Consider the following 25,848-nt stretch of genomic DNA (forward strand, 5'->3'; position numbering starts at 1 on the left):
AGCCGGAAGCTTTCAGTAGCCTTACAGACCGGGGTGTGAATAGCGGACGCCGGGGGCGTGGCCCGGCGTCGGTTTTTATCGTGTTGCCTGTAGCCCTTAGTGCACCAGCATGCCGGTGAACCAGTAGGCCTGGGCCAACGTGATCAAGCCGACAATCGTTGCAAAGAATAGGCTGTGCTTGAGGGTGAAGCGGAACAGATCCGATTCTTTGCCCACCAGACCGGTCGCGGCACAGGCCACGGCGATCGATTGTGGCGAGATCATCTTGCCGGTCACGCCACCGCTGGTGTTCGCCGCCACCAGCAAGGTGTCGTTGACACCGATCTGGTGCGCAGTGGTCGCTTGCAGCGAACTGAACAGGGCGTTGGACGAAGTATCGGAGCCGGTGAGGAACACGCCCAGCCAGCCGAGGAACGGCGAGAAGAACGGGAACGCCGCGCCGGTGCCTGCCAATACCAGGGCCATGGTCGAGGACATGCCCGAGTAGTTGGTGACGAAAGCGAAGGCCAGCACCATGCCGATGGACAGGATCGGCCAGCGCAGTTCGTAGAAGGTCTCCTTGAAAGTGGTAAGACCAGTTTTGATGTTGATCTTCAGCACCAGCATGGAGATCAGGGCCGAGAAGAAAATCGCCGTGCCGGTGGCGGAAATCGGGTCCAGTTTGAACACTGCCGGAAGGGCGGTTGGCGCGGTCACGATCGGTGCGACCTTGATCACCATCTGGTCAAGGTGCGGGATGGCGAAGTTGAATACGAAGCTGTACATCGAACCGCCGGCGGCGAACATCGCCTTGAACGGCTTCAGGGTCCAGATGGTGACCAGTACGGTCAGGATCAGAAACGGCGACCAGGCCTTGAAGATTTCCCCGAGGCTGTAGGGCGAAGCCACGGTGGTGCGTTTCTGGCCGAAACCACCGACACTGGCGCTCACCACAGAGGCCGATACAGCGCCGACGATGTGTTGGCCGGCGGCGCGTTTTGGTTGCCAGACTTTCAGGAACAGGGTCAGGGAAATCAGGCTGGCCAGGGCCGAGGTGATGTCCGGCAGTTCCGGGCCGATGAAGTTCGAGGTGAAGTACTGGGTCACGGCAAAGCTCAAGCCGGCTACCAGGGCTGCCGGCCAGGTTTCCCGCACGCCGCGCAGGCCGTCCATCATGAACACCAGCCAGAATGGCACGAACAACGACAGCAGTGGCAATTGGCGACCGGTCATGGCGCCGATCTTGAACGCGTCGATACCGGTGACTTGGCCGGCAACGATGATCGGAATGCCCAGGGCACCGAATGCCACCGGCGCCGTGTTGGCGATCAGGCACAAGCCAGCGGCGTACAGCGGGTTGAAGCCAAGACCTACCAGCAGCGCAGCGGTAATCGCCACGGGTGCGCCAAAACCGGCTGCACCTTCGAGGAAGGCGCCGAAGCAGAAACCGATCAGCAGGACCTGCAGGCGCTGGTCATCGGTGATCGACAGGACCGAGCTGCGGATGACTTCAAACTGCCCGCTCTTGACTGTCAGTTTGTAGAGGAATACCGCTGCCACGATGATCCAGGCAATCGGCCACAGGCCATAGGCGAAGCCATACCCGGCGGCGGCGAACGCCATGTCGACCGGCATCTGGAAGGCGAAGATCGCCACCAGGATCGACAAAGCCAGGGTGATGCTGCCGGCCACATGCCCTTTGAGGCGGAACACGGCCAAAGCCAGGAAGAAAAACACGATGGGGATGACGGCGGCGAGTGCGGACAGGCCGAGGCTGCCGAGCGGGGTATAGAGCTGTTGCCAGGTTTGCATATGGGGTGGCCCCTAATTGTTGTTGGTCAGGCACTGATCAGCGTTATTGGATAATTGGTAAGACCAATTTACAATCGCTGTTGGCTAGGGTAAAAGCCTTGTAGGCGGTGTGTCAATTTGCCGCCCTAAAACTTTTGTCGAATGCGAAGTGCGCAGGTCGTCTGCCTGGTATGACCAAATGCGTTGTGGCAGGTGCTGGCGCGGCGCCGATAGGCCAGAATAGAGCGCCGGCGAGCCGTCGGATCGTGGAGTAATCGAGTTATGGGGTTTGATCAGATTCGTCAGCGCCGTTTGTCTGACGATATTGTCGAGCAGCTTGAGGGCATGATCCTCGAGGGCACGCTCAAAGCGGGTGGGCGCTTGCCGGCCGAGCGCGCGCTGGCCGAGCAATTTGGCGTGTCTCGCCCTTCGTTGCGCGAAGCCATTCAGAAACTGACCGCCAAGGGCCTGCTGGTCAGTCGCCAGGGTGGTGGCAACTATGTGGTGGAATCACTGGGCAGCACCTTCAGTGATCCCTTGTTGCATCTGCTGGAAAGCAACCCCGAGGCGCAACGCGATCTGCTGGAGTTTCGCCATACGCTGGAAGCGTCTTGCGCCTACTATGCGGCGCTGCGTGCCACGGATGTGGATCGCGAGCGGCTGACCGCGGCATTCAACGAATTGCAGGACTGTTATTCGCGTCACGAAGAAGTGAGTCGTGCCGAAGAGGGTGCGGCGGACGCAAGGTTTCACCTAGCGATTGCCGAGGCCAGCCACAATGCCGTGTTGCTGCACACCATTCGCGGGCTGTTCGATCTGCTCAAGCGCAACGTGGTGACCAACATCGGTGGGATGTACAAGCAGCGCACTGAAACCCGCGACATGCTGATCACGCAGCATCGAGAGTTGTATCAGGCGATTATCGAAGGGCATGCGGAGCAGGCGCGGGAAGTTTCCAGTCGGCACATTCTGTATGTGCAGGAAGTGCTGGAAGAGGTGCGTCAGGAAGTGCAGCGCGTGGCCCGGGCGGAGCGGCGCAAGGGGATGTGACCGTTTAATGCAAAAGATCGCAGCCTTCGGCAGCTCCTACATTGGAATGCGTTCCCTGTAGGAGCTGCCGGAGGCTGCGATCTTTGTTATTCGCGCCGCAATTCGCAGGCAGAAAAATCAGTCTTCCTTGCCCTTGTTGCGCACCGCACGCTGCAACTCGCGACCGGCATCGCGTTCGCGTTCGGTATCGCGCTTGTCGTATTCCTTCTTGCCCTTGCCCAGGGCGATCTCGCACTTGACCATGTGCTTGCTCCAGTACCAGGACAGGCACACGCAGGCGTAACCCTTTTGCTGCACGGCCGCGGCCAGCTTTTCCAGCTCGCGCCGGTTGAGCAGCAACTTACGGGTGCGCACGGGGTCGGCGATGACGTGGGTACTGGCGGTCGTCAGGGGCGTAATGTGGCTGCCGAGCAGCCAGGCTTCGCCATCCTTGAGCAGCACGTAGCTGTCAACCAGCTGCAGCTTGCTTGCCCGCAGACTTTTTACTTCCCAGCCGGCCAGGACCAGACCAGCCTCGAAACGATGCTCGATGAAGTAATCGTGTCGCGCCTTTTTGTTTTGCGCGATGGTCCCTGTTGGGTGTTTCTTCTGTTTAGCCATAGGGGCGGCATTATAGGGAGTTGCACGCGAGTCGGCTACGGTGTTGCTACGTGCTTGAGCAGGTTGATTGAATCCCGGACAATGCGGCCTCTTTTTTGAACGCTTGGGCGTGATAACGATGTCGACAGACAAGGTTTCTGTCCACGGCAGTTGGGCTAGCCGCTGGGTCTTCATACTCGCCGCGACCGGTTCGGCCGTGGGGCTGGGTAGTATCTGGAAATTCCCGTACATGGTCGGCGTCTATGGCGGCGGTGCCTTCGTGCTGATGTTCCTGGCCTGCATCGCGCTGATCGGGGTGCCGGTCATGCTGGCGGAAACCCTGATCGGCCGGCGTGCCCGGCAGAGCCCGGCCAATGCCTTGAAGATCCTGGCGACAGAGGCGGGGCATTCGGCCAAATGGTCCTGGGGCGCTTTTGCCGGGATGATCACCGCGTTGCTGATCCTGTCGTTCTACAGTGTGGTCGGCGGCTGGTCGCTGGACTACATCATCGACATGGGGCGTGGCGATTTTCAGGGGGCGACGCCTGATCAGGTGGGGGCTTACTTCGGCAATGTGATCGCCGATCCCTGGCGCCTGACACTTTGGCACACCATTTTCATGCTGTTGTCCGCGGTGGTGATCGCCAAGGGCGTGGTTGCCGGGCTTGAACGCAGTTTGCGCATCATGATGCCGCTGCTGTTCGTGATGATCCTCGTGTTGTTGGGCTACAGCATGACCACCGGGCATTTCATGGCGGGCGTGCATTTCATGTTCGACTTCCACCCGGAAAAGGTCATGGACGGCTTGTTGCCCGCGATGGGGCATGCGTTCTTTTCCCTGAGCGTGGGCGTCGGCTCGATCATGATCTACGGCGCCTACATGCCGAAGAACTCGTCGATTTCAGGGACGGTCGTTGGCGTGGCGCTGCTCGATACCTTCGTTTCCCTGGTGGCCGGCCTGGCATTGTTTCCGATTGTTTTTGCGGCGGGCCTGAATCCGAGCGAGGGACCGGGGCTGATGTTCGTCAGCCTGCCGTTTGCCTTCGGTAACGTGGCGTTCGGGCAATTGATGGGGGTGGTGTTCTTCGTGCTGGTGGCGGTCGCTGCCTGGAGTTCGGCGATTTCCCTGCTTGAGCCGATGGTGGCCTACCTGGTCGAGCGCACTAAAGTGAGCCGAGCCTGGGTCACCTTCTGGCTGGCGTTCAGCTGCTGGTTTGTCGGCCTGGGCACGGTGTTCTCCTTCAATATCTGGAAGGAGGCGAAGTTCTTCGTGAACGAAGGCGGGATGTTCCACCTCTACCAATGGGGAGCCGCCGGTGGTCTCGACTTCTTCGGTGTGATCGATTTCTTCACCTCGCGACTCATGTTGCCGCTTGGCGGTTTGTGTTTCGTGGTGTTTGCGGGCTGGATCATGGGGCGCGAAGCGGTGCGCGACGAGTTGTCGATCCGTAACCCTGCGCTGTTTGGCCTGTCCTTGTTCTTGATGCGCTATGTGGCGCCCATCGGCATTCTCGTAGTGTTTGCCGCCCAGCTGTGGAAGTGACGCTGACATGACGACACACATTTCACGTTCGGCCTTGCTGCCGTACCCGGCACAAGCGCTGTATGACCTGGTCAACGACGTGGCGCGCTATCCGGAGTTTCTGCCGTGGTGCTCGTCCGCCGAAGTCCTGGAGAGCTCACCTGAGCATATGCGGGCGAGCGTCGGCGTGGCGAAGGGCGGCCTCAGCCAGCATTTCGTGACGCGCAACACGCTGGTTCCGGGGCAGTCGATCGAAATGAACCTCGAAGAGGGCCCTTTCACCCAATTGCATGGCATCTGGGTATTCAAGGCGTTGACCGACAAAGCCTGCAAGATCAGCCTCGATCTGTCGTTCGATTATGCCGGGCCGCTGGTTCGTGCCACCTTGGGACCGCTGTTCAATCAGGCGGCCAATACTTTGGTGGATGCGTTCTGCCAGCGCGCCAAGCAGATACATGGTTGAGGTCATGATTGAAGTCGAGGTGGTCTACGCGGCCGAAGACCGTCAGGTGCTGCTGACAGTGACCGTGCCTGTTGGAACGACCGTGCGGGCGACCTTGCTCAGGTCGGCCGTGGCCGAAGAGTTTCCGGAGCTGGATCTGGCCCATTGCCCTGTGGGGATCTTCGGCAAGGTGGTAGCTGATCCGGAAAGTCGGGCAGTCCAGGCTGGGGATCGCATCGAGATTTACCGCCCGTTGCTGGTCGATCCGAAAGAGGTGCGCCGACTGCGTGCGGCGAAAGCGGCCGAGGCCAAGGCGCGGAATCAGTGATTGGCTGGAACGCCAGACAATAAAAAGCCCGGGCATGCCGGGCTTTTTATTGCGTCGCAAATTATTGCGGCGAGGTGTCCAGTGGTTGCGGCGTCGGGACCGGAACGGTTTCTACACCGTCGACGTCCTTCTGGATCTGATCCAGCAACGAACCTGGCTTGACCGGTTTTTCCGGTTTTGGCTTCTCGACGTTTTCTGCCGGGGCGGCCACTGTCGTGCCGCTGTCCTTGCCGAGAATGGCTTCGTCACGGCTCACGCCTGGCATGAAATCACCAGAGAGGCTGACAAGCTGATCATTTGGGTTGAAGATAACGCTGACGCGTTCCTGTTGGCGTTCACCGCCACCCGGTTGCAGGCTGTACAGATAATCCCAGCGATCGGCATGGAACGTGTCGGTCAGCAGAGGGTTGCCCATGATAAACCGTACTTGCTTACGGGTCATTCCCGGGCGTAACTGGTCTATCATGTCCTGCGTGACGACATTGCCCTGCTGGATGTCGATTTTGTAAACCCCGGGGAATGAACAACCGGCGAGTGCGAGCAGTCCCACAAAGGTGAAACTGGTTAGCAAGAGCTTGGTGTTTTGCATCGGTGGGCGACTTCCACTATCTTGGCTGGGACAACGTAAACGCCGATCATACCCGCATTAAGAGAAGCTGCGAAGCAGCATCGCGAGAAAGCTGACCATGGTTGAAAATAGCGAACTACGCAAAGCCGGCCTCAAAGTGACCCTGCCACGGGTCAAAATTCTGCAAATGCTCGACTCCGCCGAGCAGCGCCACATGAGTGCCGAGGATGTCTACAAGGCCCTTATGGAGGCTGGTGAGGACGTCGGTCTGGCCACGGTTTACCGTGTTCTGACCCAGTTCGAGGCAGCTGGCCTTGTGGTGCGGCACAACTTCGACGGAGGCCATGCGGTCTTCGAGCTGGACGACGGAAAGCATCACGACCATATGGTCAACGTCGAAACCAGCGAAGTGATCGAATTCTTCGACGAAGAAATCGAGCGGCTTCAGAAAGCAATCGTCGACAAGTATGGCTTCGAGATGGTTGATCACAATCTGGTGCTGTACGTGCGCAAGAAAAAGTAAGCATGTCGCGCGAACTCAGGTTCGCGAAACGAACGAAGGCGACCCCAGGGTCGCCTTCGTGCTTTCTGCCTTTATTTATTCAGGCTTTTGCGGCCACCACCATTTTTTTGGCGTGCGCCAGGGACTCCTTGGTGAGATCGATGCCCCCCAGCATCCGTGCGACTTCTTCGACGCGGTCGTTTTTGCTCAATTTGGAAACAGCCGTGCGGGTGGCATCTTCGCCGCGCACTTTATGCACAAATAGATGTTGATGACCTTGCGCTGCTACTTGCGGCAAGTGCGTCACGGTCAGTACCTGTCCGCGTTCTCCGAGGCGCCGCAACAGTTGGCCGACGATTTCTGCTGTCGGACCACCGATACCAACGTCTACTTCGTCGAACACCAGGGTCGGTACGCGGGAGGTCTGCGCGGTGATCACCTGGATCGCCAGGCTGATCCGTGACAGCTCGCCTCCGGAGGCGACTTTTGCCAAGGCTTTCAATGGTTGGCCCGGGTTGGCGCTGACCAGCAGTTCAACCTGTTCAAGTCCGTTAGGCAGCAGTTCGTCGCTGCTGTTTGGGCGCAGTTCGATGGTGAAGCGCCCGCCAGGCATGCCCAGGCGCTGGATTTCCAGCTCCACGGCGCTGGCCAGGCTGCTCGAGGCCTGATGACGCAGGTCGCTCAGTTCCCGAGCCTTTTCCTGATAATGACGAGCGTATGAAGACAGTTCGTCGCTCAGCCGCTCGATGGATTCGTCGTTGGCGTTGAGGGTTTCGATTTCATCCAGCAGTTTCTGCTGCATCTCTGCGACTTCGGTCGGCTGGATGCGGTGTTTGCGCGCCAGGGTGTAGATCGCGTCGAGGCGCTCTTCGAGGTATTGAAGGCGCGACGGATCGGCGTCGAAGTTGTCGAGGAAGCGGTTCAGTTCACCAACGGCCTCTTCAACCTGGATCTGTGCGCTGGTCAGCAAGCTGCTGGCTTCGCCCAGTGCACCGATCGTACTGTTCGCGCTCGACAGGCGGTTGAGGCTGGCGGTGAGGGCGTTCAGGACATTCCCGGAATCGCTCTCACTGCATTGCTCGACGACTTGTCGGCAGATGCCGAGCAGGGTCTCGGCGTTGGTCAGGTTCTTGTGTTCCTGCTCGAGCTGCTCCAGTTCGTTGTCGCCAAGGCCAAGGTTCTCCAGCTCCTCGAGTTGATAACTGAGCAACTGATGGCGGGCGCGTTGCTCATCGCCGGAGTTGGAGAGTCGCTCCAGTTCCTGGCGGGTCTGGCGCCAGCGCTGGGCGGCGAGTTGAACCTGGCGGGCCAGATCGGTCGCGCCGGCATATTCATCGAGCAGGCGACGGTGGGTATCGGTCTTGAGCAGGGATTGGTGTTCGTGCTGGCTGTGAATGTCGATCAGCAGTTCACCCAGCGCCTTGAGGTCGCCAAGCGGGCAGGGCGTGCCGTTGATGTAGCCACGCGAGCGCCCTTCGGATGTGATGACCCGGCGCAGGATGCACGGGCCGTCGTTTTCGAGGTCGCGTTCGGCCAGCCAGGCGCTGGCTTCCGGAATGTCGACCAGATCGAAGGTGGCCAGGATATCGGCCTTGTCGGCGCCGGGGCGGACCACGCCACTGTCGGCGCGATCGCCCAGGGTAAGGCCCAGCGCGTCGAGCATGATTGACTTGCCCGCGCCGGTTTCCCCGGTGATCACGCTCATCCCGCGATCGAGTTCGAGATCGAGATGTTCAACGATGGCGTAGTTGTGTACGGACAGGTGCACCAGCATATGGGCCGCTCCCAGGTGTTAGGTCTGGTTATTTATACAGTGTTTTGTTTCCGGCTGACAATGCCCCTCGTTAGCTCGATTCGCTCGGTCCGACGAAAGCCTTATCGCGGCCGGGAATGACAAAGCAGTTGTTTTTTGTAGGGTTAATCGTCGGACCCCCTTGAAGCCGGATTTTGTGGCCCCATATAGCTGGGCAGAAGCGCGAGTTGAGCTCGCGGACGAAATTGAAAGGAGAAATCTATGGCTGACGAACAGACAGTGGATACGCAAAACCCAGACGCCAACCAGGCGCCCGAGGCTTCGGGTGATGACCTGGCGGCTCGTGTACAAGTGCTCGAAGAGCAACTGGCAGGCGCTCAGGATCAGGCTTTGCGTGTAGCCGCGGATCTGCAGAACGTCCGCCGTCGCGCCGAGCAGGATGTGGAAAAGGCTCACAAGTTCGCGCTGGAAAAATTCGCTAGCGACCTGCTGCCGATCGTCGACAGCCTGGAGCGCGGCCTGGAACTGTCCAGCCCGGACGACGAAAGCATCCGTCCGATGCGCGAAGGCATCGAGCTGACCCTGAAAATGTTCCACGACACCCTCAAGCGTTATCAGCTTGAAGCGATCGATCCCCATGGCGAACCGTTCAACGCCGTTCACCATCAGGCGATGGCCATGCAGGAAAGCGCTGACGTCGAGCCGAACAGCGTTCTGAAGGTGTTCCAGAAGGGCTATCAGCTCAATGGCCGCCTGCTGCGCCCGGCGATGGTCGTGGTCAGCAAGGCGCCTGCGCCGGTTTCGCCTTCGATTGACGAGCAGGCTTGAAATCCGCCGCAAGGCCCCCATTTATAAGTCAAGCGTTTAAGTGCTACCGCAGTTAGCCACCACTGCTGCGGCAACCAAATCCAAAGTTTCGGGAGAGTGAACATGGGCAAAATTATCGGTATCGACCTGGGGACTACCAACTCCTGCGTCTCCGTGCTGGAAAACGGCAAGGCAAAAGTTATTGAAAACGCTGAAGGCGCGCGTACCACGCCGTCGATCATCGCTTACGCCAACGATGGCGAAATCCTGGTTGGCCAGTCGGCCAAGCGTCAGGCCGTGACCAATCCGCATAACACCCTGTATGCGGTGAAGCGTCTGATCGGTCGTCGTTTCGACGAAGAAGTCGTGCAGAAAGACATCCAGATGGTCCCTTACAAGATCGTCAAGGCTGACAACAGCGACGCCTGGGTTGAAGTGAACGGCCAGAAAATGGCACCGCCACAAATCTCGGCTGAAATCCTGAAAAAAATGAAGAAGACCGCCGAAGACTATCTCGGCGAGACCGTGACTGAAGCGGTGATCACCGTTCCGGCCTACTTCAACGACAGCCAGCGTCAGGCCACCAAAGACGCCGGCCGCATTGCTGGCCTGGACGTAAAACGTATCATCAACGAACCAACCGCAGCCGCTCTGGCTTACGGCATGGACAAAGCCAAGGGCGATCACACCGTGATCGTTTACGACCTGGGTGGTGGTACTTTCGACGTTTCCGTGATCGAGATCGCTGAAGTCGATGGCGAGCACCAGTTCGAAGTACTGGCCACCAACGGTGACACGTTCCTGGGCGGTGAAGACTTTGACATTCGTCTGATCGACTACCTCGTCGACGAATTCAAGAAAGAAAGCGGCATGAACCTCAAAGGCGACCCGCTGGCCATGCAGCGCCTGAAAGAAGCCGCTGAAAAAGCCAAGATCGAACTGTCCTCGAGCCAGTCGACCGACGTGAACCTGCCGTACATCACTGCAGACGCCACCGGTCCTAAGCACCTGAACGTGAAGATCTCCCGCGCCAAGCTCGAAGCGCTGGTGGAAGACCTGGTTCAGCGCACCATCGAACCTTGCCGCATCGCAATGAAAGATGCCGGTATCGACGTTGGCGCGATCAACGACGTGATCCTGGTGGGCGGTCAGACCCGTATGCCACTGGTTCAGAAGCTGGTAACCGAGTTCTTCGGTAAAGAAGCTCGTAAAGACGTCAACCCGGACGAAGCGGTTGCCATGGGTGCTGCCATCCAGGGCGCGGTACTGGCCGGTGACGTGAAAGACGTTCTGCTGCTCGACGTCAGCCCGCTGACCCTGGGTATCGAAACCATGGGTGGCGTGATGACCGCGCTGATCGAGAAAAACACCACGATTCCTACCAAGAAATCGCAAGTGTTCTCGACTGCCGACGACAACCAGGGCGCCGTGACCATTCACGTGCTGCAAGGCGAGCGTAAGCAAGCCGCACAGAACAAGTCCCTGGGCAAGTTCGATCTGGCCGACATTCCACCAGCTCCACGTGGCGTGCCACAGATCGAAGTGACCTTCGACATCGACGCCAACGGCATCCTGCACGTAGGTGCGAAGGACAAGGCTACCGGCAAGACTCAGTCGATCGTGATCAAGGCCAACTCCGGTCTGTCCGACGAAGAAATCGAGCGCATGGTGCGTGATGCCGAGGCGAACGCCGAGGAAGACCGCAAGTTCGAAGAACTGGCCGCTGCCCGCAACCAGGGTGACGCACTGGTTCACTCGACGCGCAAAATGGTTGCCGATGCCGGCGATAAAGTGAGCGCTGAAGAGAAGACTGCAATCGAAGCGGCCGTAGTTGCCCTGGAAGCCGCTGTTAAAGGCGACGACAAGGCTGCTATCGACGCCAAGGTTGAGGAGCTGTCCAAGGTCTCCGCTCCAGTGGCGCAGAAGATGTACGCCGAACAGGCTCAGCCTGCTGAAGGCGCTGCACCGCACGACGACAAGGCGGAAAAGGCTGACGACGTTGTCGATGCCGAGTTCGAAGAAGTCAAAGACCACAAGTAAGTTGTTGGTCGGCCGGTTGACTGCCTCAAGGCGGTGACTGGTAGGATGTCGCCGCGCGGGAGCTTGCTCCCGCGTTGGCGTATCTGGAATACGCGAATTTTTACAGCATGCGACAGCGGTCGCGTGTTGTTGGTATGGCCGGGAATGCTCCTGCTTTTCGTGCCGCAAGTACCGCAAGAATCAAAGACCAGGATCGTTGAATTGACGTGAGTTGGGTCCGGGCCTGTATTGGGGCTCAACGAGTTCGGCAAACTCAGGAGGGTTTTGTCGGACGTCCTCAAGAGTGCAAAGACTTATGGCAAAGCGTGACTATTACGAAGTGTTGGGTGTTGAGCGTGGCTCAAGCGAAGCGGACCTGAAAAAGGCCTACCGTCGCCTGGCAATGAAGCATCACCCGGACCGTAATCCCGATGACAAAGCGTCGGAAGACATGTTCAAGGAGGCCAACGAGGCCTACGAAGTGCTGTCCGACTCCAGCAAGCGCGCGGCATACGACCAGTATGGCCATGCCGGTGTCGACCCGAGCATGGGTGGCGGCGGTGCCGGTTTCGGTGGTCAGAACTTCTCCGACATCTTTGGCGATGTCTTCAGTGACTTCTTCGGTGGTGGTCGCGGCGGTTCCCGTGGCGGCGCTCAGCGCGGCAGTGACTTGCGCTACACCCTGGAACTGGACCTCGAAGAAGCGGTGCGCGGTACGACCGTGAATATCCGCGTTCCGACGCTGGTCAACTGCAAGCCTTGCGACGGCTCCGGTGCCAAGAAGGGTTCTGCGCCCGTGACCTGCCCGACTTGCGGCGGTATCGGCCAGGTGCGCATGCAGCAAGGTTTCTTCTCGGTGCAACAGACCTGCCCGCGCTGCCATGGCCAGGGCAAGATCATTTCCGATCCGTGCGACTCCTGCCACGGCGAAGGTCGTGTCGAAGAGTACAAGACCCTGTCGGTGAAAGTGCCGGCCGGTGTCGATACCGGTGACCGCATTCGTCTGTCCGGTGAGGGCGAGGCGGGTGCCCAGGGTGGGCCGACTGGCGACCTGTACGTGGTGATCAATGTGCGCGAGCACTCGATTTTCCAGCGCGATGGCAAGCATCTGTTCTGCGAAGTGCCGATCAGCTTCGTCGATGCGGCGCTGGGTGGCGAGCTGGAGATTCCGACCCTTGATGGTCGGGTCAAGCTGAAGATTCCTGAGGGGACCCAGACCGGCAAGCAGTTCCGTGTACGTGGCAAGGGTGTCGCGCCTGTGCGTGGTGGTGGTGCTGGTGACTTGATGTGCCGTGTGGCGGTCGAGACTCCGGTCAACCTGAGCCGTCGCCAGCGTGAAATGCTCGAGGAGTTCCGTAGTTCGCTGGCGGATGACAACAGCCATTCGCCAAAAACCACCGGTTGGTTCGAAGGCGTGAAGCGTTTCTTCGGCGATTTGTAAGGAGGCAGGCATGCGACGTATTGCAGTGATGGGCGCCGCCGGGCGCATGGGCAAGACCCTGATTGAAGCGGTGCAGCAAACACCGGGCGCCGGTCTGACGGCGGCGGTGGATCGCCCCGACAGCACGCTGGTCGGCGCGGATGCCGGTGAGCTGGCTGCGCTGGGTCGTATCGGCGTGCCTCTGTCCGGTGATCTGGATCGGGTGGTCGACGAGTTCGACGTGCTGATCGACTTCACTCACCCGACGGTGACCCTGAAGAACCTGGCTTTCTGCCGTAAACACGGCAAGGCCATGATCATCGGTACCACCGGTTTCAGCGTTGAAGAGAAGCAACTGCTGGCGGAAGCGGGCAAGGACATTCCGATTGTCTTCGCGGCCAACTTCAGTGTCGGGGTCAACCTGTGCCTGAAGCTGCTCGACACGGCCGCTCGCGTGTTGGGCGACGATGTCGATATCGAAATCACCGAAGCTCACCATCGGCATAAAGTCGATGCGCCGTCCGGCACTGCCGTGCGCATGGGTGAGGTGATTGCCGATGCGTTGGGTCGCGACCTGAAGAAAGTGGCGGTGTACGGTCGTGAGGGGCAGACCGGCGCTCGTGAGCGCGAGACCATTGGTTTCGCCACCGTACGCGCTGGCGACATCGTTGGTGACCACACCGTGCTGTTCGCTGCCGACGGCGAGCGTGTCGAGATCACCCACAAGGCTTCCAGTCGCATGACGTTCGCCAAGGGCGCGGTACGTGCTGCTTTGTGGCTGGACGGGCGCGAGCCTGGCCTTTACGACATGCAAGACGTGCTCGATTTGCGTTAATATGCACCCGAAATCGGGCTCGCGCACCGCGTTTGAGCCCGGTTTTGTTCCGCCAAGCGACGTCCTGTCGCATTCTCCAGCCTTTAAGGCTCATTGGCGGTAGACCAAAAAAGCCTTTTTCTGTAAGCTACAGCTTTAGTGTGTCCACTAAAAGCGCGCAGAATAATTCAGTGAAGAAGCGGGGTGACGTGTCCATACGTCACTCCGCTTTTTTACAACCTGCGATCGCCCTTTCAGGCTTTATTTACGGGAGGTCTTCTTGACTAAGCCAGCCATACTCGCCCTTGCTGATGGCAGCATTTTTCGCGGCGAAGCCATTGGAGCCGACGGTCAAACCGTTGGTGAGGTGGTGTTCAACACCGCAATGACCGGCTATCAGGAAATCCTTACCGATCCTTCCTACGCCCAACAAATCGTTACCCTGACTTACCCGCACATCGGCAACACCGGCACCACGCCGGAGGACGCCGAGTCCAACCGCGTCTGGTCTGCCGGCCTGGTCATTCGTGACCTGCCACTGGTGGCGAGCAACTGGCGTAACACGATGTCCCTGTCCGACTACCTGAAGGCCAACAATGTTGTGGCCATCGCCGGTATCGACACCCGCCGCCTGACGCGCATCCTGCGTGAAAAAGGCGCGCAGAACGGCTGCATCATGGCCGGTGACAACATTTCCGAAGCTGCCGCCATCGCCGCCGCCCAGGGTTTCCCTGGCCTCAAGGGCATGGACCTGGCGAAAGTCGTCAGCACCAAGGAAAGCTACGAGTGGCGCTCGACTGTCTGGGATCTGAAAACCGACAGCCACGCAACCATCGAAGCCTCCGAGCTGCCGTACCATGTGGTTGCCTACGACTACGGCGTCAAGGTGAACATCCTGCGCATGCTGGTCGAGCGCGGTTGCCGCGTGACTGTCGTGCCTGCGCAAACTCCTGCCGCCGACGTTCTGGCGCTGAAGCCGGACGGCGTGTTCCTGTCCAACGGCCCTGGTGATCCGGAGCCTTGCGACTACGCGATCCAGGCGATCAAGGATGTGCTGGAAACCGAGATCCCGGTCTTCGGTATCTGCCTCGGTCACCAGTTGCTGGCCCTGGCCTCCGGCGCCAAGACCCTGAAAATGGGTCACGGCCACCACGGTGCCAACCACCCCGTCCAGGACCTGGACAGCGGTGTGGTGATGATCACCAGCCAGAACCACGGTTTTGCCGTAGACGAAGCGACCCTGCCGGCCAACGTTCGCGCGATCCACAAATCGCTGTTCGACGGCACCCTGCAAGGTATCGAGCGTACCGACAAGAGCGCCTTCAGCTTCCAGGGTCACCCGGAAGCCAGCCCTGGCCCGAACGACGTAGCGCCATTGTTCGATCGCTTCATCACCGAGATGGCCAAGCGACGCTGATCGCTCGCCCTGATGTAGCAAAGCTTGAGGGTGGCCCCGTACCGGCGGCCCCCTCAAGGCTTCAGAGATTGAACAAGACGGCTTGCCGACTGACCTGCGGATTTGAGTGACAAACCCATGCCAAAACGTACAGACATTAAAAGCATCCTGATTCTCGGCGCTGGCCCGATCGTGATCGGCCAGGCCTGCGAATTCGACTACTCCGGCGCCCAGGCCTGCAAAGCCCTGCGCGAAGAGGGTTACCGCGTCATCCTGGTGAACTCCAACCCGGCCACCATCATGACCGACCCGGCCATGGCCGACGCCACCTACATCGAGCCGATCAAGTGGCAGACCGTTGCCAAGATCATCGAGAAAGAGCGTCCGGACGCGCTGCTGCCGACCATGGGTGGCCAGACCGCTCTGAACTGCGCCCTGGACCTGGAGCGCGAAGGCGTTCTGGAGAAGTTCGGCGTAGAGATGATCGGTGCCAACGCCGACACCATCGACAAGGCTGAAGACCGTTCGCGTTTCGACAAGGCGATGAAGTCCATCGGCCTGGCGTGCCCGCGTTCCGGTATCGCCCACAGCATGGAAGAGGCCAATGCGGTCCTCGAGAAGCTCGGCTTCCCGTGCATCATCCGTCCGTCCTTCACCATGGGCGGCACCGGTGGCGGTATCGCTTACAACCGTGAAGAGTTCGAAGAAATCTGCGCCCGTGGTCTGGACCTGTCGCCGACCAAAGAGCTGCTGATCGACGAATCGCTGATCGGCTGGAAAGAATACGAGATGGAGGTTGTCCGCGATAAGAAGGACAACTGCATCATCGTCTGCTCCATCGAAAACTTCGACCCGATGGGCGTGCACACCGGTGACTCGATCACCGTGGCTCCTGCACAGACCCTGACCGACAAGGAATACCAGATCCTGCGTAACGCCTCCCTGGCGGTACTGCGCGAGATCGGCGTGGAAACCGGCGGTTCCAACGTTCAGTTCGGTATCTGCCCGAACACCGGCCGCATGGTCGTGATCGAGATGAACCCGCGAGTATCGCGTTCTTCGGCCCTGGCTTCGAAGGCCACCGGCTTCCCGATCGCCAAGGTCGCGGCCAAGCTGGCTGTGGGTTACACCCTCGACGAGCTGTCGAACGACATCACCGGCGGCAAGACCCCGGCGTCCTTCGAACCGTCCATCGACTACGTCGTCACCAAGTTGCCACGCTTCGCTTTCGAGAAGTTCGCCAAGGCTGACGCGCGCCTGACCACCCAGATGAAGTCGGTGGGTGAAGTCATGGCCATCGGCCGTACCTTCCAGGAATCCCTGCAGAAAGCCCTGCGTGGCCTGGAAGTGGGCGTTTGCGGCCTGGACGAGAAGGTTGATCTGGCCAACCCGGAAAGCATGAGCGTACTCAAGCGCGAGCTGACCGTGCCGGGTGCCGAGCGTATCTGGTACGTGGCGGACGCCATGCGCGCCGGCATGACCGTCGAAGACATCTTCGGCATGACCATGATCGACCCTTGGTTCCTGGTGCAGATGGAAGACCTGATCAAGGAAGAAGAGAAGGTCAAGACCCTGGGTCTGACCAGCATCGACCGCGATCTGATGTTCCGCCTCAAGCGCAAAGGCTTCTCCGATATGCGCCTGGCCAAATTGCTGGGGGTGACCGAGAAGAGCCTGCGCGCTCACCGTCACAAGCTGGAAATCTTCCCGGTCTACAAGCGCGTCGACACCTGCGCCGCCGAGTTCGCCACCGATACTGCCTACCTCTACTCGACGTACGAGGAAGAGTGCGAAGCGGCGCCATCGGGTCGCGACAAGATCATGATCCTGGGTGGCGGTCCGAACCGTATCGGCCAGGGCATCGAGTTCGACTACTGCTGCGTACACGCGGCACTGGCCCTGCGCGATGACGGCTACGAGACCATCATGGTCAACTGCAACCCGGAAACCGTTTCCACCGACTATGACACTTCCGATCGCCTGTACTTCGAGCCAGTGACCCTGGAAGACGTGCTGGAAATCGTTCGCGTCGAGAAGCCGAAAGGCGTGATCGTCCAGTACGGCGGCCAGACTCCACTGAAGCTGGCTCGCGCCCTGGAAGCCGCCGGCGTGCCGATCATCGGTACCAGCCCTGACGCCATCGACCGTGCCGAAGACCGTGAGCGCTTCCAGCAGATGGTCCAGCGCCTGAACCTGCGTCAGCCGCCAAACGCCACCGTGCGCAGCGAAGACGAAGCGATTCGTGCCGCCAGCAAGATCGGTTACCCGCTGGTGGTGCGCCCGTCCTATGTACTGGGCGGTCGTGCGATGGAAATCGTCTACGAAGAAGAAGAACTCAAGCGCTACCTGCGCGAAGCGGTGCAAGTGTCCAACGACAGCCCGGTGCTGCTGGACCACTTCCTCAACTGCGCCATCGAGATGGACGTGGATGCGGTCTGCGACGGCAAAGACGTTGTGATCGGCGCGATCATGCAGCACATCGAGCAGGCTGGTGTTCACTCCGGTGACTCCGCGTGCTCGCTGCCGCCGTACTCGCTGCCAGCGCACATCCAGGACGAGATGCGTGACCAGGTCAAGAAAATGGCCCTGGAACTGGGCGTAATCGGCCTGATGAACGTTCAGTTGGCGCTGCAAGGCGACGACATCTATGTCATCGAAGTCAACCCGCGTGCTTCCCGTACGGTGCCGTTCGTTTCCAAGTGCATCGGTGTTTCCCTGGCAATGATCGCGGCTCGCGTCATGGCCGGTAAGACCTTGAAGGAAATCGGCTTCACCAAGGAAATCATCCCGAACTTCTACAGCGTGAAAGAGGCGGTGTTCCCGTTCGCCAAATTCCCTGGCGTTGACCCGATCCTCGGCCCGGAGATGAAGTCCACCGGTGAAGTGATGGGCGTGGGCGACACCTTCGGTGAAGCGTTCGCCAAGGCCCAGATGGGTGCCAGCGAAGTGCTGCCGACCGGCGGTACTGCGTTCATCAGCGTACGTGACGACGACAAGCCGCTGGTTGCGGGCGTGGCCCGTGATCTGATCAACTTGGGCTTCGAAGTGGTTGCCACTGCCGGTACTGCCAAGCTGATCGAGGCGGCAGGCCTGAAAGTGCGCCGTGTGAACAAGGTGACCGAAGGTCGTCCGCATGTGGTCGACATGATCAAGAATGACGAAGTCACGCTGATCATCAACACCACCGAAGGTCGTCAGTCGATCGCTGATTCGTACTCCATTCGTCGTAATGCCTTGCAGCACAAGATTTACTGCACCACCACCATTGCTGCTGGCGAAGCCATCTGTGAAGCGCTGAAATTCGGTCCCGAGAAGACCGTGCGCCGCTTGCAGGATCTACACGCAGGATTGAAGGCATGAGCATAACGAAGTACCCAATGACCGTTCAGGGCGCTCGCGCCCTGGAAGAAGAGCACACTCACCTGACCAAGGTCGTTCGTCCGAAGCTCAGCCAGGATATCGGTACGGCCCGCGAGTTGGGTGACTTGAAGGAAAACGCCGAATACCACGCTGCCCGTGAGCAGCAGGGTATGGTCGAGGCGCGCATTCGTGACATCGAGGGCCGGATTCAGAATCAGGTCATCATTGATGTCACGACCATTCCTCACACTGGCAAGGTTATCTTCGGTACCACCGTCGAAATCGCCAACGTCGAGACTGATGAAAGCGTCACTTACCACATCGTGGGTGAGGATGAAGCTGACTTCAAACTTGGCAAGATTTCGGTCGGCTCGCCCCTGGCTCGTGCCTTGATCGGCAAGGAAGAGGGCGATGTGGTTGCGGTGAAAACGCCAAGTGGCGTTATCGAGTACGAGATTGTCGAAGTTCGCCACATCTGAAAGCCGGCGCCCGTTTCATGCGGGCGCCATGCTTTGGCAACTGACCCAGATGTTGTGGGTCGGCGGCCTGTGGCTGTTGCAAATCGGTCTGTTGCCGGTGCTGGGGCGAATTGGCCTGGCGCCGCTGCTGATCGACGAAATCGCAGGCATGCTCAATACGCTGGTAGTGGGATTCGCTACGGCGTGTGTGATTTTTCAGGCTTTGGTGCTGGTTAAGGCCGAGGGCCGTGCCAGTCTATGGCGGGATATTCGCGGGCAACTGCTGTTGATGGCGCTGTGTGCGTGCGCGATGTACTTCGCGGTGCGTTTCGGCTGGCCGGATGCGCTGCGTTGGCAGGCGTTCAGCTATCTTGTCCTGGGCTTTTCCGGGCTGGTGCTGGTGTTGCAGCCGGTGCCGGGATGGAGTGGCAGGGTGCGCGAAGCACACCCTTGACCCTTGTCATCACTTGAAGCGATGGACGTTCGACAGCTGCTTGTTGACGCTGAAGTTCTTGCGGTAGATCAGTGCCATCTTGCCGATGACCTGGACCAGATCCGCTTTGCCGACCTTGCAGAGCTCTGCAATGGACGCCAGGCGCGATTCGCGATCGAGGATGTTGAGCTTGATCTTGATCAGCTCGTGATCCGCCAATGCGCGTTCGAGTTCGGCTAACACACCTTCAGTCAAACCATTGTCTGCCACAATCAATACTGGTTTCAGATGGTGGCCAATGGATTTGTACTGTTTCTTCTGCTCTTGAGTGAGCGGCATAATCTGACCCCTGCGTCTGATCTTGTAAAAAGCGGCGGCCAGTTTACCCGAGCGAGTCCGGGACCGCCCAGTTAATCACGACCCGTTTTATTTCCGAGGTATCCCGTGGCCCGTTCCAAGACAAGCCTTAACTGGCTGAAAGAACATTTCAACGACCCATTCGTCAAAATGGCACAAAAAGACGGGTACCGTTCCCGCGCCAGCTACAAATTGCTGGAGATCCAGGAAAAGGATCGTCTGATCCGTCCGGGCATGAGCGTAATTGACCTTGGTGCGGCTCCCGGTGGGTGGTCCCAGGTGACCAGTCGTCTGATTGGCGGGCAGGGTACGCTGATCGCTTCTGACATTCTGGAAATGGACAGCATCCCGGACGTGACCTTCATTCAGGGCGACTTTACCGAGGACGCCGTGCTGGCCCAGATCCTCGATGCCGTCGGAAATAAGGAAGTAGACCTTGTGATTTCCGATATGGCCCCCAATATGAGTGGATTACCGGCCGTAGACATGCCACGAGCGATGTTCCTGTGCGAATTGGCACTGGATCTTTCGACTCGGGTGCTCAAGCCCGGTGGTGATTTTTTGATCAAGATCTTCCAGGGCGAAGGCTTCGACGAGTTCCACAAGAGCGTTCGCCAGCAGTTCGACAAGGTGCAGATGCGCAAGCCGACCTCGTCGCGCGACCGTTCTCGCGAGCAGTACCTGCTGGGTCGCGGTTTCCGCGGGCGCAGTGAAGGTTGAGTGAATTTTCGATCAGGGTGATAGGTTTTTTGTATTACGCCTTGTCAGAATTAGCGAATATTGTGTAGGAAGTGTTTCACAAAGGGTTACAGACGGCGCCTGCCAAGTTGTAGGTAATGTAGTAAGTTAGGCCGGTGAATATCATGCGAAGCGCGCGTCAGTAGCGGAGCTTGCTTCAGAGGGTAGTTAATTGAACGATATGGCAAAGAATCTGATCCTGTGGTTGATCATCGCGGCTGTCCTGGTGACGGTGATGAACAACTTCTCCAGCCCTAACGAGCCGCAGACCCTCAACTATTCCGACTTCATCCAGCAGGTCAAGGATGGCAAGGTCGAGCGCGTGGCGGTTGATGGCTACGTGATTACAGGCAAGCGCAACGATGGCGACAGCTTCAAGACCATTCGTCCCGCGATCCAGGACAACGGCCTGATCGGTGACCTGGTGGATAACCACGTCGTAGTCGAAGGCAAGCAGCCTGAACAGCAATCCATCTGGACTCAGCTTCTGGTCGCCAGCTTCCCTATCCTCGTGATCATCGCCGTATTCATGTTCTTCATGCGGCAGATGCAGGGCGGTGCCGGTGGCAAGGGCGGGCCGATGAGCTTCGGTAAAAGCAAGGCGCGCCTGCTCTCGGAAGATCAGGTGAAAACGACCCTGGCTGACGTCGCCGGTTGCGACGAAGCCAAGGAAGAAGTCGGCGAGCTTGTCGAGTTCCTGCGTGATCCGGGCAAGTTCCAGCGCCTGGGTGGCCGCATTCCTCGCGGTGTGCTGATGGTCGGTCCACCGGGTACTGGTAAAACCTTGCTGGCCAAGGCCATCGCTGGCGAAGCCAAAGTACCGTTCTTCACCATCTCCGGTTCCGACTTCGTCGAAATGTTCGTCGGTGTTGGTGCCAGCCGTGTTCGCGATATGTTCGAACAGGCCAAGAAGCACGCTCCATGCATCATCTTCATCGACGAGATCGACGCCGTTGGTCGCCATCGTGGTGCTGGCATGGGTGGTGGTCATGACGAGCGCGAGCAAACGCTCAACCAGTTGCTGGTTGAGATGGACGGCTTTGAGATGAATGACGGCATCATCGTGATTGCCGCGACCAACCGTCCTGATGTACTGGACCCTGCGTTGCTGCGTCCGGGCCGTTTCGACCGACAGGTTGTGGTCGGTCTGCCGGACATCCGTGGTCGCGAACAGATTCTCAAGGTTCACATGCGCAAAGTGCCGATGGGTGACGACGTTGCCCCGGCCGTGATCGCTCGTGGTACTCCAGGCTTCTCCGGTGCTGATCTGGCCAACCTGGTGAACGAGGCGTCGTTGTTCGCTGCCCGTGCCGGCAAGCGCATCGTCGAAATGAAAGAGTTCGAACTGGCGAAAGACAAGATCATGATGGGTGCCGAGCGCAAATCCATGGTCATGTCCGAGAAAGAAAAACAGAACACGGCTTATCACGAAGCGGGCCACGCCATCGTGGGTCGTGTCGTGCCTGAGCACGATCCGGTGTACAAGGTGTCGATCATCCCGCGCGGTCGTGCGCTGGGTGTGACCATGTTCCTGCCGGAAGAAGACCGCTACAGCCTGTCCAAGCGCGCACTGATCAGCCAGATCTGCTCGCTGTACGGCGGTCGTATCGCTGAAGAAATGACCCTGGGCTTCGACGGCGTGACCACCGGTGCCTCCAACGACATCATGCGCGCCAGCCAGATTGCGCGGAACATGGTGACCAAGTGGGGGCTTTCGGAAAAACTCGGTCCGTTGATGTACGCCGAAGAAGAGGGTGAAGTGTTCCTCGGTCGCGGCGGTGGCGGTCAGGGTGCAAGCTTCTCTGGTGAGACAGCCAAGCTGATCGACTCCGAAGTGCGCAGCATCATCGATCAGTGCTACGGCACGGCGAAGCAGATTCTCACGGACAACCGTGACAAGCTCGATGCGATGGCCGATGCCTTGATGAAGTACGAAACCATCGATGCCGAGCAGATCGACGACATCATGGCGGGTCGTTCGCCTCGCGAGCCGCGCGACTGGTCGGGTGGCACGGGCACTTCCGGTACCCCGCCGGCGGTGCAGGATGAGCGTCCGGAAACACCGATCGGTGGTCCTGCTGCTGACGTATAAGGTTTGAAATGACTTCTGTTCAGTCCTCGACCCGGTTGCCTTGCGGCAACCGGGTTCTTGATTTGGCCCAGACGCATGTCATGGGTATTCTCAATGTCACTCCTGATTCTTTCTCCGATGGCGGCCAATATAGCCAGCTCGACGCGGCCATGCGCCACGCCGAAGCCATGGTGGCGGCCGGCGCGACGCTGATCGATGTCGGTGGCGAGTCCACCCGTCCCGGTGCCAGGGGTCGTATCGCCACTCGAAGAGCTGGAGCGCGTAGCCCCCATCGTCGAGCGCATCAGTCGCGAGCTGGATGTGATCATATCGGTCGATACCTCAACGCCAGCCGTCATGCGTGAAGCTGCGCGCCTGGGGGCCGGGTTGATCAATGACGTACGTTCGTTGCGTCGTGATGGTGCTCTGGATGCAGCGGCAGCCACCGGGCTTCCGGTTTGTCTGATGCACATGCTGGGCGAGCCGGGCGATATGCAGGACAATCCGCAGTATCAGGACGTTACAAGGGAGGTCGGAGAGTTTCTCGCCGAGCGCATGCATCAGTGTTCATTGGTGGGTATTCCCGCTGAGCGGGTCATTCTTGACCCCGGCTTTGGCTTCGCTAAAACCTTGCAGCACAATCTAAGCTTGTTCAAACATATGGAGGCCTTGCATGCCTTGGGGCGGCCCCTGTTGGTCGGGGTTTCTCGAAAGAGCATGATTGGTCAGGCGTTGAGTCGTCCGGTGGGGGGCCGACTGTATGGCGGTTTGGCGCTCGCGGCGCTGGCTTTGGCGAAAGGTGCGCGTATATTGCGCGTCCATGATGTAGCCGAAACAGTGGATGTGGTGCGGATGATCGCCGCAGTGGAATCAGCCGAATAAGAATGATGGAGCACTTATGAGCAAAAAATATTTTGGCACCGATGGTATTCGTGGACGTGTTGGTCAATACCCGATTACCCCTGATTTCATGCTCAAGCTCGGCTGGGCTGCTGGCATGGCTTTCCGCAAGATGGGCGCCTGCAAGGTGCTGGTCGGCAAGGACACTCGAATTTCCGGCTACATGTTTGAGTCGGCGCTTGAAGCAGGGCTGACGTCGGCAGGTGCCGATGTGATGCTGCTGGGGCCTATGCCGACTCCGGCAATCGCCTATCTGACGCGTACTTTTCATGCCGAGGCAGGCATCGTCATCAGTGCGTCGCACAATCCGCATGATGATAATGGCATCAAGTTCTTCTCCGGCAAGGGCACCAAGCTCCCGGATGAAGTCGAACTGATGATCGAAGAGTTGCTCGATACGCCGATGACCGTGGTTGAGTCGAGCAAGATCGGCAAGGTTTCGCGAATCAACGATGCGTCGGGGCGCTATATCGAGTTCTGCAAGAGCAGCGTGCCGACCGGCACCAGCTTCACGGGCCTGAAGATCGTCATCGACTGCGCTCACGGCGCGACCTACAAAGTGGCGCCGAGCGTGTTCCGCGAGTTGGGCGCTGAAGTCGTCGTGCTGTCGGCGCAACCCAATGGATTGAACATCAACGACAATTGCGGTTCGACCCATATGGGGCCGCTGCAGGCTGCCGTCGTGGCTGAGAAGGCCGATCTGGGCATTGCTTTCGATGGCGACGGTGACCGCGTCCAGATGGTCGATCACACCGGTGCGGTGGTGGATGGTGATGAGCTGCTGTTCATCATTGCCCGTGACCTGCATGAGCGCGACAAGCTTCAAGGCGGCGTGGTCGGAACCTTGATGAGTAACCTGGGGCTGGAGCTGGCCCTGGCTGACCTGGGTATTCCATTGGTGCGTGCCAACGTCGGTGACCGCTATGTCATTGCCGAGCTGCTGGAGCGCAACTGGATCGTGGGTGGTGAAAACTCCGGGCACATCGTGTGCTTCAGTCACACCACCACCGGTGATGCAATCATTGCGGCGCTTCAGGTGTTGATGGCGCTGCGATCGCGTGACGAAAGTCTGGCGCAATCCCGGCAGGCGCTGCGCAAGTGCCCTCAGGTGTTGATCAATGTGCGATTCGGTGGCGGCGCAAGCCCTCTTGATCATCCGTCGGTCAAGGAAGCCAGCGAGCGGGTGACCAAGGCCATGGCGGGTCGCGGGCGTGTGCTGTTGCGCAAGTCAGGAACCGAACCGCTGGTGCGTGTGATGGTCGAAGGCGAAGACGAAACGCAGGTTCGTGGCTATGCCGAAGAGCTGGCAAAACTGGTTACTGAAGTTTCTGCCTGAATTCGGCTTGCCAGCCATGATTGTGTTGGGTAACATCTGCGCCCACTTTGACCGACGAGGTACAGCATGCGTCGCCCTATGGTAGCTGGTAACTGGAAGATGCACGGTACCCGCGCCAGCGTCGCTGAGCTGATCAACGGCCTTCGTGACTTGGCGTTGCCGAGCAGTGTTGATGTCGCGGTATTCCCGCCTTTGCTGCATATCAATCAAGTGATTGATGGCCTGGAAGGAAAGTCGATTTCGGTCGGTGCGCAGAATTCTGCGGTGGAATCCGGACAAGGTGCGTTGACCGGTGAAGTTGCACCGAGTCAGTTGGTGGATGCAGGTTGTTCCCTGGTACTTGTCGGGCACTCCGAACGCCGCCAGATCATGGGCGAGCAGGACGCAGTGCTGATCCGCAAGTTCGCAGCGGCACAGGCATGTGGCTTGATTCCGGTGTTGTGCATAGGGGAGACCCTTGAGCAGCGTGAAGCCGGAAAAACTCTTGAGGTTGTCTCGCGTCAGCTGGGCAGTATCATCGAGGAGCTGGGTGTTGGTGTCTTTGCCAAGGCAGTGATCGCTTACGAGCCGGTCTGGGCCATTGGCACCGGGCTGACTGCAACGCCACAACAGGCGCAGGATGTGCATGCAGCCATTCGCGCCCAGTTGGCGGCAGAGAATTTTGAAGTCGCACAAGGTGTGCGGCTTCTATACGGCGGCAGCGTGAAGGCGGCCAATGCGGTCGAACTGTTCGGCATGCCGGATATCGATGGGGGTCTCATTGGTGGGGCTTCCCTGAATGCAGATGAGTTCGGTGCGATCTGTCGCGCCGCGGGAAACTGAAAAAATGCTGGAAACAGTCGTAGTCGTTTTTCATCTGCTGGGTGCATTGGGCGTAGTAGCTCTGGTTTTGCTGCAGCAGGGTAAAGGTGCGGATGCTGGCGCGTCTTTCGGAGCAGGTGCTTCAAATACTGTGTTCGGAAGCCAAGGTTCCTCTACCTTTCTTAGTAAGTTTACTGCTATACTTGCCGCAGGTTTTTTCATAACCAGCTTGGGGTTAGGTTACTTTGCTAAAGAGAAGGCTCACCAGCTGACTCAAGTAGGTCTCCCAAATCCAGCGGTACTGGAAGTTCCAAAGCAACAACCGGCTTCTGATGATGTCCCGGTGCTTCAAGAGCAAAAGTCGGCTACTCCAGCGACTGACGTGCCTCCAGCTCAAGAGCAGAAGTAAGAAGGGTTTCAAACG

The 25,848-nt window shown here is 59.0% G+C and carries 23 protein-coding genes and 1 pseudogene; 19 read left to right on the forward strand and 5 right to left on the reverse strand.

Translation table 11 applies throughout. The features are described 5' to 3' along the window. Positions 1–96: 96 nt before the first annotated feature. The gene (locus tag AB4O40_RS21285) at positions 97–1,791 is read right to left on the reverse strand and encodes a lactate permease LctP family transporter (RefSeq protein ID WP_414913289.1); all 1,695 of its coding nucleotides are present in this window, start codon (positions 1,789–1,791) and stop codon (positions 97–99) included. 261 nt (positions 1,792–2,052) lie between these two features. Here AB4O40_RS21285 and AB4O40_RS21290 point away from each other — a divergent pair, with 261 nt between their 5' ends. Then, on the forward strand, positions 2,053–2,820 hold the full coding sequence (locus AB4O40_RS21290; RefSeq protein ID WP_056728208.1) for an FCD domain-containing protein: 768 nt from the start codon (positions 2,053–2,055) through the stop codon (positions 2,818–2,820). Between the two features lie 117 nt (positions 2,821–2,937). On the opposite strand, the gene smpB is transcribed toward AB4O40_RS21290, so the two are convergent. After that, complete coding sequence (gene smpB, locus AB4O40_RS21295) at positions 2,938–3,420, reverse strand: SsrA-binding protein SmpB (RefSeq protein WP_008057382.1); 483 nt, start codon at positions 3,418–3,420, stop codon at positions 2,938–2,940. Between the two features lie 118 nt (positions 3,421–3,538). Between smpB and AB4O40_RS21300 the strand changes: the two genes are divergently transcribed. From AB4O40_RS21300 to AB4O40_RS21310, 3 genes are read left to right on the forward strand one after another with little or no spacing between them, the layout of a single operon-like run. Next, positions 3,539–4,942: a sodium-dependent transporter gene (locus tag AB4O40_RS21300; RefSeq protein ID WP_056728211.1), complete on the forward strand. Its 1,404-nt coding sequence runs from the start codon at positions 3,539–3,541 to the stop codon at positions 4,940–4,942. A 7-nt stretch (positions 4,943–4,949) separates the two neighbouring features. Then, positions 4,950–5,384, forward strand: coding sequence for a type II toxin-antitoxin system RatA family toxin (locus AB4O40_RS21305; RefSeq protein ID WP_046038689.1), 435 nt, complete (start codon positions 4,950–4,952; stop codon positions 5,382–5,384). Beyond that, positions 5,377–5,691, forward strand: coding sequence for an RnfH family protein (locus AB4O40_RS21310; RefSeq protein ID WP_460053462.1), 315 nt, complete (start codon positions 5,377–5,379; stop codon positions 5,689–5,691). Before AB4O40_RS21305 ends, AB4O40_RS21310 begins: the two co-directional genes overlap by 8 nt. Before the next feature lie 61 nt (positions 5,692–5,752). On the opposite strand, the gene AB4O40_RS21315 is transcribed toward AB4O40_RS21310, so the two are convergent. Next, positions 5,753–6,280: an outer membrane protein assembly factor BamE gene (locus tag AB4O40_RS21315; RefSeq protein ID WP_056728218.1), complete on the reverse strand. Its 528-nt coding sequence runs from the start codon at positions 6,278–6,280 to the stop codon at positions 5,753–5,755. 97 nt (positions 6,281–6,377) lie between these two features. On the opposite strand from AB4O40_RS21315, the gene fur reads away from it, so the two are divergent. Continuing rightward, on the forward strand, positions 6,378–6,782 hold the full coding sequence (gene fur / locus AB4O40_RS21320) for a ferric iron uptake transcriptional regulator (protein WP_003197684.1): 405 nt from the start codon (positions 6,378–6,380) through the stop codon (positions 6,780–6,782). Between the two features lie 79 nt (positions 6,783–6,861). Here fur and recN read toward each other — a convergent pair whose 3' ends face one another. Beyond that, positions 6,862–8,535 (reverse strand): DNA repair protein RecN, encoded by a 1,674-nt coding sequence (gene recN / locus AB4O40_RS21325; RefSeq protein WP_056728219.1) that lies wholly within the window; start codon positions 8,533–8,535, stop codon positions 6,862–6,864. A gap of 240 nt (positions 8,536–8,775) precedes the next feature. Between recN and grpE the strand changes: the two genes are divergently transcribed. The 8 genes from grpE to AB4O40_RS21365 all read left to right on the forward strand — a co-directional run bounded on the left by grpE (position 8,776) and on the right by AB4O40_RS21365 (position 19,242). Continuing rightward, positions 8,776–9,342 (forward strand): nucleotide exchange factor GrpE, encoded by a 567-nt coding sequence (gene grpE, locus AB4O40_RS21330; RefSeq protein ID WP_056728221.1) that lies wholly within the window; start codon positions 8,776–8,778, stop codon positions 9,340–9,342. Positions 9,343–9,444: 102 nt separating this feature from the next. Next, a complete protein-coding gene (gene dnaK, locus AB4O40_RS21335; RefSeq protein ID WP_056728222.1) occupies positions 9,445–11,361 on the forward strand; it encodes a molecular chaperone DnaK in 1,917 nt (638 codons plus the stop codon). 295 nt (positions 11,362–11,656) lie between these two features. Next, entirely contained in the window at positions 11,657–12,781 is a 1,125-nt protein-coding gene (gene dnaJ, locus AB4O40_RS21340) for a molecular chaperone DnaJ (RefSeq protein WP_056728224.1), read from the forward strand. 10 nt (positions 12,782–12,791) lie between these two features. Next, positions 12,792–13,595 (forward strand): 4-hydroxy-tetrahydrodipicolinate reductase, encoded by an 804-nt coding sequence (dapB, locus tag AB4O40_RS21345; RefSeq protein ID WP_056728226.1) that lies wholly within the window; start codon positions 12,792–12,794, stop codon positions 13,593–13,595. A gap of 259 nt (positions 13,596–13,854) precedes the next feature. Beyond that, a complete protein-coding gene (carA, locus tag AB4O40_RS21350) occupies positions 13,855–14,991 on the forward strand; it encodes a glutamine-hydrolyzing carbamoyl-phosphate synthase small subunit (protein ID WP_046038697.1) in 1,137 nt (378 codons plus the stop codon). Between the two features lie 117 nt (positions 14,992–15,108). Then, complete coding sequence (gene carB / locus AB4O40_RS21355) at positions 15,109–18,330, forward strand: carbamoyl-phosphate synthase large subunit (RefSeq protein ID WP_056728228.1); 3,222 nt, start codon at positions 15,109–15,111, stop codon at positions 18,328–18,330. Positions 18,331–18,332: 2 nt separating this feature from the next. After that, on the forward strand, positions 18,333–18,809 hold the full coding sequence (gene greA, locus AB4O40_RS21360; RefSeq protein WP_056728592.1) for a transcription elongation factor GreA: 477 nt from the start codon (positions 18,333–18,335) through the stop codon (positions 18,807–18,809). A 28-nt stretch (positions 18,810–18,837) separates the two neighbouring features. Beyond that, a complete protein-coding gene (locus AB4O40_RS21365) occupies positions 18,838–19,242 on the forward strand; it encodes a hypothetical protein (RefSeq protein WP_056728230.1) in 405 nt (134 codons plus the stop codon). Between the two features lie 9 nt (positions 19,243–19,251). On the opposite strand, the gene AB4O40_RS21370 is transcribed toward AB4O40_RS21365, so the two are convergent. Further along, complete coding sequence (locus AB4O40_RS21370; protein ID WP_007942889.1) at positions 19,252–19,560, reverse strand: YhbY family RNA-binding protein; 309 nt, start codon at positions 19,558–19,560, stop codon at positions 19,252–19,254. Between the two features lie 105 nt (positions 19,561–19,665). Here AB4O40_RS21370 and rlmE point away from each other — a divergent pair, with 105 nt between their 5' ends. The 6 genes and pseudogenes from rlmE to secG all read left to right on the forward strand — a co-directional run bounded on the left by rlmE (position 19,666) and on the right by secG (position 25,833). Then, positions 19,666–20,298 (forward strand): 23S rRNA (uridine(2552)-2'-O)-methyltransferase RlmE, encoded by a 633-nt coding sequence (gene rlmE / locus AB4O40_RS21375; RefSeq protein WP_056728233.1) that lies wholly within the window; start codon positions 19,666–19,668, stop codon positions 20,296–20,298. Between the two features lie 199 nt (positions 20,299–20,497). Continuing rightward, positions 20,498–22,408, forward strand: a complete 1,911-nt coding sequence (gene ftsH / locus AB4O40_RS21380) for an ATP-dependent zinc metalloprotease FtsH (protein WP_056728235.1) — start codon at positions 20,498–20,500, stop codon at positions 22,406–22,408. An 8-nt stretch (positions 22,409–22,416) separates the two neighbouring features. After that, positions 22,417–23,269: pseudogene (gene folP / locus AB4O40_RS21385) on the forward strand (dihydropteroate synthase). 16 nt (positions 23,270–23,285) lie between these two features. Beyond that, the gene (gene glmM, locus AB4O40_RS21390; protein ID WP_056728239.1) at positions 23,286–24,623 is read left to right on the forward strand and encodes a phosphoglucosamine mutase; all 1,338 of its coding nucleotides are present in this window, start codon (positions 23,286–23,288) and stop codon (positions 24,621–24,623) included. Between the two features lie 66 nt (positions 24,624–24,689). Next, positions 24,690–25,445, forward strand: a complete 756-nt coding sequence (gene tpiA / locus AB4O40_RS21395; RefSeq protein ID WP_460053454.1) for a triose-phosphate isomerase — start codon at positions 24,690–24,692, stop codon at positions 25,443–25,445. Between the two features lie 4 nt (positions 25,446–25,449). Beyond that, complete coding sequence (gene secG / locus AB4O40_RS21400; RefSeq protein WP_017336473.1) at positions 25,450–25,833, forward strand: preprotein translocase subunit SecG; 384 nt, start codon at positions 25,450–25,452, stop codon at positions 25,831–25,833. Positions 25,834–25,848 lie beyond the last annotated feature (15 nt).

Source organism: Pseudomonas sp. S2_F07, assembly GCF_054668325.1.

What these genes read in the sequence shown, in the direction of transcription:
- AB4O40_RS21285 (WP_414913289.1), bottom strand. Translation starts at nt 1,791, where the DNA reads ATGCAAACCTGGCAACAGCTCTATACCCCGCTCGGCAGCCTCGGCCTG.
- AB4O40_RS21290 (WP_056728208.1), top strand. Translation starts at nt 2,053, where the DNA reads ATGGGGTTTGATCAGATTCGTCAGCGCCGTTTGTCTGACGATATTGTC.
- smpB (WP_008057382.1), bottom strand. Translation starts at nt 3,420, where the DNA reads ATGGCTAAACAGAAGAAACACCCAACAGGGACCATCGCGCAAAACAAA.
- AB4O40_RS21300 (WP_056728211.1), top strand. Translation starts at nt 3,539, where the DNA reads ATGTCGACAGACAAGGTTTCTGTCCACGGCAGTTGGGCTAGCCGCTGG.
- AB4O40_RS21305 (WP_046038689.1), top strand. Translation starts at nt 4,950, where the DNA reads ATGACGACACACATTTCACGTTCGGCCTTGCTGCCGTACCCGGCACAA.
- AB4O40_RS21310 (WP_460053462.1), top strand. Translation starts at nt 5,377, where the DNA reads ATGGTTGAGGTCATGATTGAAGTCGAGGTGGTCTACGCGGCCGAAGAC.
- AB4O40_RS21315 (WP_056728218.1), bottom strand. Translation starts at nt 6,280, where the DNA reads ATGCAAAACACCAAGCTCTTGCTAACCAGTTTCACCTTTGTGGGACTG.
- fur (WP_003197684.1), top strand. Translation starts at nt 6,378, where the DNA reads ATGGTTGAAAATAGCGAACTACGCAAAGCCGGCCTCAAAGTGACCCTG.
- recN (WP_056728219.1), bottom strand. Translation starts at nt 8,535, where the DNA reads ATGCTGGTGCACCTGTCCGTACACAACTACGCCATCGTTGAACATCTC.
- grpE (WP_056728221.1), top strand. Translation starts at nt 8,776, where the DNA reads ATGGCTGACGAACAGACAGTGGATACGCAAAACCCAGACGCCAACCAG.
- dnaK (WP_056728222.1), top strand. Translation starts at nt 9,445, where the DNA reads ATGGGCAAAATTATCGGTATCGACCTGGGGACTACCAACTCCTGCGTC.
- dnaJ (WP_056728224.1), top strand. Translation starts at nt 11,657, where the DNA reads ATGGCAAAGCGTGACTATTACGAAGTGTTGGGTGTTGAGCGTGGCTCA.
- dapB (WP_056728226.1), top strand. Translation starts at nt 12,792, where the DNA reads ATGCGACGTATTGCAGTGATGGGCGCCGCCGGGCGCATGGGCAAGACC.
- carB (WP_056728228.1), top strand. Translation starts at nt 15,109, where the DNA reads ATGCCAAAACGTACAGACATTAAAAGCATCCTGATTCTCGGCGCTGGC.
- AB4O40_RS21365 (WP_056728230.1), top strand. Translation starts at nt 18,838, where the DNA reads ATGCTTTGGCAACTGACCCAGATGTTGTGGGTCGGCGGCCTGTGGCTG.
- AB4O40_RS21370 (WP_007942889.1), bottom strand. Translation starts at nt 19,560, where the DNA reads ATGCCGCTCACTCAAGAGCAGAAGAAACAGTACAAATCCATTGGCCAC.
- ftsH (WP_056728235.1), top strand. Translation starts at nt 20,498, where the DNA reads ATGGCAAAGAATCTGATCCTGTGGTTGATCATCGCGGCTGTCCTGGTG.
- glmM (WP_056728239.1), top strand. Translation starts at nt 23,286, where the DNA reads ATGAGCAAAAAATATTTTGGCACCGATGGTATTCGTGGACGTGTTGGT.
- tpiA (WP_460053454.1), top strand. Translation starts at nt 24,690, where the DNA reads ATGCGTCGCCCTATGGTAGCTGGTAACTGGAAGATGCACGGTACCCGC.
- secG (WP_017336473.1), top strand. Translation starts at nt 25,450, where the DNA reads ATGCTGGAAACAGTCGTAGTCGTTTTTCATCTGCTGGGTGCATTGGGC.